The sequence below is a fragment of the Pseudomonas sp. genome, assembly GCF_049590575.1.
Classification (GTDB): domain Bacteria; phylum Pseudomonadota; class Gammaproteobacteria; order Pseudomonadales; family Pseudomonadaceae; genus Aquipseudomonas.
The window spans coordinates 1-5964 of sequence record NZ_JBAWDE010000187.1 but is presented as its reverse complement, the minus strand read 5'-3'; the positions used below and the strand labels follow the sequence as shown (position 1 = coordinate 5964).

At 63.6% G+C, this 5964-nt stretch carries 7 protein-coding genes; 6 read left to right on the top strand and 1 reads right to left on the bottom strand.

Annotated features, from left to right (window positions below; all coding sequences use genetic code 11):
- Both cbiT and WBR57_RS13025 read left to right on the top strand, forming a co-directional pair.
- Nucleotides 1–899, top strand: an 899-nt coding sequence (gene cbiT / locus WBR57_RS13030) for a precorrin-6Y C5,15-methyltransferase (decarboxylating) subunit CbiT (RefSeq protein WP_424084159.1), incomplete at its 5' end; no start/stop codon positions are given.
- The gene (locus WBR57_RS13025) at nucleotides 896–1615 is read left to right on the top strand and encodes a cobalt-precorrin-6A reductase (protein WP_424084158.1); all 720 of its coding nucleotides are present in this window, start codon (nucleotides 896–898) and stop codon (nucleotides 1613–1615) included. The genes cbiT and WBR57_RS13025, both read left to right, overlap by 4 nt.
- A gap of 121 nt (nucleotides 1616–1736) precedes the next feature.
- Here WBR57_RS13025 and WBR57_RS13020 read toward each other — a convergent pair whose 3' ends face one another.
- Nucleotides 1737–1988 (bottom strand): DUF6124 family protein, encoded by a 252-nt coding sequence (locus tag WBR57_RS13020; protein WP_424084157.1) that lies wholly within the window; start codon nucleotides 1986–1988, stop codon nucleotides 1737–1739.
- Between the two features lie 483 nt (nucleotides 1989–2471).
- Between WBR57_RS13020 and WBR57_RS13015 the strand changes: the two genes are divergently transcribed.
- The 4 genes from WBR57_RS13015 to WBR57_RS13000 all read left to right on the top strand — a co-directional run bounded on the left by WBR57_RS13015 (nucleotide 2472) and on the right by WBR57_RS13000 (nucleotide 5963).
- Nucleotides 2472–2867 (top strand): DUF2946 domain-containing protein, encoded by a 396-nt coding sequence (locus WBR57_RS13015; protein ID WP_424084156.1) that lies wholly within the window; start codon nucleotides 2472–2474, stop codon nucleotides 2865–2867.
- Between the two features lie 47 nt (nucleotides 2868–2914).
- Nucleotides 2915–3397: a copper chaperone PCu(A)C gene (locus WBR57_RS13010; protein ID WP_424084155.1), complete on the top strand. Its 483-nt coding sequence runs from the start codon at nucleotides 2915–2917 to the stop codon at nucleotides 3395–3397.
- A gap of 11 nt (nucleotides 3398–3408) precedes the next feature.
- Nucleotides 3409–3810, top strand: coding sequence for a DUF2946 domain-containing protein (locus tag WBR57_RS13005; RefSeq protein WP_424084154.1), 402 nt, complete (start codon nucleotides 3409–3411; stop codon nucleotides 3808–3810).
- 92 nt (nucleotides 3811–3902) lie between these two features.
- Nucleotides 3903–5963 carry a TonB-dependent copper receptor gene (locus WBR57_RS13000; protein ID WP_424084153.1) on the top strand — a complete coding sequence of 687 codons (2061 nt, stop codon included), beginning with the start codon at nucleotides 3903–3905 and terminating at the stop codon, nucleotides 5961–5963.
- Nucleotide 5964 lies beyond the last annotated feature (1 nt).

The following is a 5964-nucleotide window of genomic DNA, read 5'->3' as shown; positions in this document are numbered from 1 at the left end:
CGTCGGTGTCGCTGGCGGCGGCGCGGTTGGGCTGGCCGTTGCAGGAGGTGGTGACGCTGTCCGTGGTCGCGCGGCCATTGGCCGCGCTGAATGCGCACCTGGCCAGTGGCGTGCGGTTGCTGGTGTTGAGCAATGACGGGCAAAGCCCTGCTGCGATTGCCGCGCTGTTGGCTGAATCCGGGTTCGGGCCCAGCCGACTGAGCGTGTTTGAACACTTGGGCGGCGCGGATGAGCGACGTATCGACGGGCTGGCGCAGACGTGGGAGCACACCTCGGTGGCCGATTTGAACCTGGTCGCCATCGACTGCCTGGCCTCGAGCGAAACACCCCGTTTATCACGTCTGGCGGGCCTGGCGGATTCGGCCTTCAAGCACGACGGCCAACTGACCAAGCGCGACGTCCGCGCCATGACCCTCGCCCGCCTCGCCCCGATGCCCGGCGAATTGCTGTGGGACGTGGGCGCGGGCAGCGGCTCCATCGGTATCGAGTGGATGCGCGCCCACCCAAGCTGCCGCGCCTTGGCGATTGAGGCTGACGAAGGGCGCCAAAGCCTGATCGAACACAACCGCGACGCCCTCGGTGTCCCTGGCCTGCAACTGATCCGCGGCAAGGCCCCGGACGCGTTGCATGGCCTGGAAGCACCGGACGCGATCTTCATCGGCGGCGGCGTCACCCGCGACGGTGTGCTCGACACCTGCTGGCAAAACCTGCGCCCCGGCGGCCGCTTGGTGGCCAACGCCGTAACCCTGCAAAGCGAAATGACCTTGATGAACTGGCGCGCCCAACACGGCGGCGAACTGGCCCGCATCCACGTGGCCCAGGCCCAGCCGCTGGGCGCGTTCGACACCTGGCGCCAGGCGCTGCCGATCACCCTGCTGGACGTGGTCAAGCCGCGATGAACCGTATCCTGTTGTTGGGCGGTGTGACTGAAGCGCTGGCAATCGCTCGCACCCTGGGGCCTGAGCATATCTACAGCCTGGCGGGTGTGGGCCGAGTGCCGACCGACCTGACGTGCCAGGTTCGCGTGGGCGGGTACGGTGGGGCCGAGGGGTTGGCGCAGTTTATTCGGGATGAAACTATCAGCCTGATCCTCGACGCGACCCACCCCTACGCAGCACAGATCAGCGCCAACGCCGCCCAGGCTGCGCGTTTGAGTGGCGTGCCGTGCTGGGCCTTGCGCCGCCCGGCATGGCAGCCGCAGGCGGGGGATGACTGGCGCGAGGTCAGTGACTGGGCCGAGTTGATCGAGGCCTTGCGACCGTTCAAGCGTCCTTTGTTCACGTTAGGGCGCGAGCCGTTGCAGCATCTCGACGAAATCCCTGCTGAACAATTCTGGACCTTGCGCGCGCTGGAGGTGTATCCGGGCAATGCGCGCTGTGAAGTCATCGGCGCGCGTGGGCCGTTTCTGATCGAAGACGAGCGCGTGCTGTTTGAACGGCGTGGGATTGATGTGTTGATCAGCAAGAACAGCGGTAGCACGGCGACCGAACCGAAGCTGGAAGTAGCACGGGAGCGGGGGGTGCCGGTGTTGGTGTTGAGGCGGCCGGTGTTGGCGAGGGTGGATAGGGAATTCACAACAGTCAACTCGGTACTGGAAGCATTCCAGTCTGTATGACGCAACACGAAACAAAGGTGCGAGCTGGCTTGCCTGCGATACAGACGACGCGGTCGTTCAGATACACCGCAGCGATGCCATCGCAGGCAAGCCAGCTCCCACACTAATCTGCGTCGGTCAGTTAGCTCCTCGCGGCAACCGTTTGTCCGGCTGCATCGTGCACCCGATCAGCCAGTAACTGCGCCAGTTCGATCAACTGAGCGACGCCCAACAACTCCTCTCGCTTCGATCCTTCCAGGCTAAACGCCAAGTCGCAACTCAGCGCGTTGGCCGAGGCGAGTGTTTCAATGAGGTTGACCAACAAGTCTTCGGTGCTGATTCCGTCGGTTACGGTGAACAGCCGAAAGGGGGGATTGGGGGTAGGTTTAATCATTGTGAAGCTCCTAAGGGACGTGGAGCTACCACTGATCGCCGCGACGCGATGGAGGGTGGCAGCTGTGCGCAGGTTCGCGGACCGGTCCCTAGGCAACCCGGCATACCCGAAGGTATCCCGCGCACAGCCACCATAGCGCCGCACAGTAGACGATAAAAAAGCGTCAACTGAAAGCAGACGATGGCGCTTAGCGCCTATAGGATCCGGGCCGCGACGCCCGACCACTGAGTTTGCAGTGGTGTACGGAGACTAGAGATTGCGTTTCCTAGGGACAACCTCAAATCACTGTCGGAAATTTCTGTGGTAGGAAGGGGGGCCGCTCCAACATTTTGAGCCGCAACGCCTGGTTGATCCACAATCCCTCAGTTCCCGTCTATCCTCAAACCCAGCACTGCGACACCAAACCACACCGCCCCTTTTTACTTATCCTCCCCGATCAGGCTAAATACCCACCTGATCGCTTAACCCTACGGATTGTCCGCCATGGCCCGTCAACGCGTTGCAATTGCCTGGATAGCCTGCCTCGCAGTGCTGTTCAATGCGTTTGCCATGCCGCTGGCGAGTGCGATGCAGCAGGCGGATGACCCGGTTAAGCAATTGCTTTGGGGCGGTTTCTGCTCCTCCAATGCCAACAAGCTGACGGCCATTGCCTTGGGCAAGCTGGAGATTCCGGCGCCGCAGCAGGACGATCACTCCACCATGCAGCATTGCTGGTGCTGCTCGGGCTCGGCGCCATTAGTGGCATTGCCGGGGCATTCACCAACACTGTATTTCGCAAGATTCGACGCGGTGCAAGACCTGCCGCCGCCGTCATTGCAATGCCCTACCCCGCGCCAGCAATGGCCGAGCCTCAACCCGCGCGCCTCTCCAACGGTCTGATTTTCTTCGCAAGTGAACTGCGTTTAGAACCGTTCTGGAGAACTGCCATGCTCAAATCTTCCCTGCTTCTGGCTGCGTTGTTGCTGCCGGTGTTCAGTGCTGCGAATGCCGAGGACTACAAGGTCGGCAACCTGAAAGTCAGTAATCCCTGGTCCCAGGAGTTGCCACCGAATGCGCCGACGGTTGCGGCGTATTTCGTGATTCATAACACCGGGGAAACCCCGGATCGCCTGCTGAGTGTCGAGACGCCGCTGGCGGACAAGGCCGAGCTGCATGAGCATGTGATGCAGGGTGACCTGATGAAGATGCAGCAAGTACCCAGCGTCGCTGTGCCGGCCAAGGGTGACCTGACCTTCGCGCCCATGGCGTACCACGTGATGCTGCTGGGCCTGAAAGACCGCAGCCTGTTGGCCGACGGCAAACAATTCCCACTGACCCTGACCTTCGAGAAAGCCGGCAAGGTTGACGTGGAAGTGTCGGTACAGAAAGTCCCGCCGACGGCGCCCAACGAGCATAAGCACGTCCAATAGGCCAACACGCGATGGGCGCCCCTCGCGCCAGGCTATCCCCCCACCACCGCGTGAAGCGCGGCAGTTGGATCAGCCTGTTCGCCATGCTGATGATCTTTATCGGTCCGCTGATTTCCCAAGCGATGCCGATGGATCATCACGCCGGTATGTCGATGAGCATGTCCATGGACATGCCGATGGACCACGGCGAATCCCATCACAAAAAAGCCCCTGACGAGCACCACGCCCTCTGGTCCAAGTGCGGCTATTGCGACTTGCTCTATAGCTGCCCGGCCCTGCCCGGCGGCATTTCCACGTTCACCCTGAGCAGCCCGCCACCGGCCAACGGCCTGACCCCCGCCACACGCCTGGGCCATGCCCGGCAGAGCATCTTCCCCGGCGCCCGCAGCCGCGCGCCGCCCATCATCGCGTAAGCACTTCACAGCGTTACTTCACCCCGGCCGACTTTAGACAGACAGCCGCAGGCTGCTGGCCGTGTTGTTTACGATTGATTGATGGAATGTTTATGTCCAGGTTTTCTGCTGACACCCGTTTGGGATGCAACGCTCGTTTGGTAAGTGCGCCCGTGCTCGCTGCCCTCTGCGGCGCGCTGCTCACCCCCCATGCTCAGGCCGATGAGCACGCCGAGCACGAACTCACGCCCACCGTGATCACCGCGATTGCGCCCAGCTCACCGCTGACCGTGGTCACTAACCCCAAGGACCCGCGCCAACCGGTGCCTGCCAGCGATGGCGGCGACTACCTCAAGACCATCCCCGGCTTCGCCCTGGTGCGCAACGGCGGCACCAACGGCGACCCAGTGCTGCGCGGCATGTTTGGTTCACGCGTGAACATCCTCACCAACGGCAGCCAGATGCTCGGCGCCTGCCCAGGCCGGATGGATGCCCCTACCTCGTACATTTCGCCGGAGACCTACGACAAGCTTACGGTCATCAAAGGCCCGCAAACCGTGCTCTGGGGCCCGGGCGCGTCGGCTGGCACGGTGTTGTTCGAGCGCGAACCGGAGCAGTTCGGCGAGCTGGGCACACGCGTCAACGCCAGCGTGCTGGCCGGCTCCAACGGGCGCTTCGACAAGGTCATCGATGCCGCTGCCGGAGGCCCGCTGGGCTATGTGCGGGTGATCGGCAACCAGGCGCATGCCGACGATTACCAGGACGGCAACAACGCCACCGTCGCCTCGCGCTACGACAAATGGAATGGCGACGTTGCCGTGGGCTTCACCCCCGACGCCGACACCCTGCTGGAACTCACCGCCGGGCGTGGCGATGGCCAAGCGCGCTACGCCGGGCGCGGCATGGACGGCTCGCAGTTCCTGCGCGAAAGCCTGGGGCTGCGCTTCGAGAAGTCCAACATCGGCGAGGTGCTGGACAAGGTCGAGGCCCAGGTTTATTACAACTACGCCGACCACGTGATGGACAACTACAGCCTGCGCACGCCGTCCGGCACCGGGATGATGGCCGGGCCGATGGCGGCGAACGTCGACCGGCGCACCCTCGGCGCGCGGGTCAAGGCGACCTGGCGCTGGACCGATCTGCAACTGATCGGCGGCCTGGATGCGCAGACCAACGAACACCGCGAGCGCAGCAGCATGGGCATCGACACCTACAAGGACCTGCCCAAGGTCAAGGACGCCAACTTCCACAACTACGGCGCCTTCGGTGAACTGACCTGGTACGCCGCCGAGCGTGATCGGCTGATCACCGGCGCACGCCTGGACCGTGCCTCGGCCAAGGATTTTCGCGAGGCCAGCGCCACCGCAGGCGACACCCGCGCCGATACGCTGCCGTCGGGCTTCGTGCGTTATGAACACGACTTGGCCAACAGCCCCACCACGCTCTACGCGGGCCTCGGCCATGCGGAACGCTTCCCGGATTACTGGGAGCTGTTCTCCCCCGACACCGGTGCTGCCGGCGCGGTGAATGCGTTCGACGGCGTGAAGCCGGAGAAGACCACCCAGCTCGACTTCGGCGCGCAATACAAAACCGCCGACCTCGACGCCTGGGCCTCGGGCTACATCGGCCAGGTGCGCGACTTCATCCTGTTCGATTACCAGCCGGGCATGATGGGCACCACCTCCCAGGCGCGCAATGTGGACGCGCGGATCATGGGCGGCGAACTCGGCGCGGCGTACAAGCTGACCCGCAACTGGAAGGCCGACGCCACCCTCGCCTACGCCTGGGGCAAGAACAGCAGCGACGGCAAGGCGCTGCCGCAAATGCCGCCGCTGGATGCGCGTTTCGGCCTGACCTACAGCGAAGACGACTGGAGCGCCGGCGCCCTGTGGCGCGTGGTTGCGGCGCAAAACCGCATCGACCGGAACAAGGGCAACGTGGTCGGCAAGGACTTCGACAAGAGCGGCGGCTTTGGCGTGTTCTCGCTGAATGCGGCGTACCGCATCAACAAAAACTTCAAGGTCAGCAGCGGCGTCGACAACCTCTTCGGCAAGGCCTACGCCGAGCACCTGAACCTGGCCGGCAACGCCGGGTTCGGCTACCCGGCCAACGACCCGCACGCCATCAAGGAGCCGAGGCGCACGCTCTGGACCAAGGTGGACATGAGCTTCTAAA

Excerpts from the sequence above, each read along its gene's own strand:
- WBR57_RS13025 (WP_424084158.1), top strand. The coding sequence starts at position 896 with ATGAACCGTATCCTGTTGTTGGGCGGTGTGACTGAAGCGCTGGCAATC.
- WBR57_RS13020 (WP_424084157.1), bottom strand. The coding sequence starts at position 1,988 with ATGATTAAACCTACCCCCAATCCCCCCTTTCGGCTGTTCACCGTAACC.
- WBR57_RS13015 (WP_424084156.1), top strand. The coding sequence starts at position 2,472 with ATGGCCCGTCAACGCGTTGCAATTGCCTGGATAGCCTGCCTCGCAGTG.
- WBR57_RS13010 (WP_424084155.1), top strand. The coding sequence starts at position 2,915 with ATGCTCAAATCTTCCCTGCTTCTGGCTGCGTTGTTGCTGCCGGTGTTC.
- WBR57_RS13005 (WP_424084154.1), top strand. The coding sequence starts at position 3,409 with ATGGGCGCCCCTCGCGCCAGGCTATCCCCCCACCACCGCGTGAAGCGC.
- WBR57_RS13000 (WP_424084153.1), top strand. The coding sequence starts at position 3,903 with ATGTCCAGGTTTTCTGCTGACACCCGTTTGGGATGCAACGCTCGTTTG.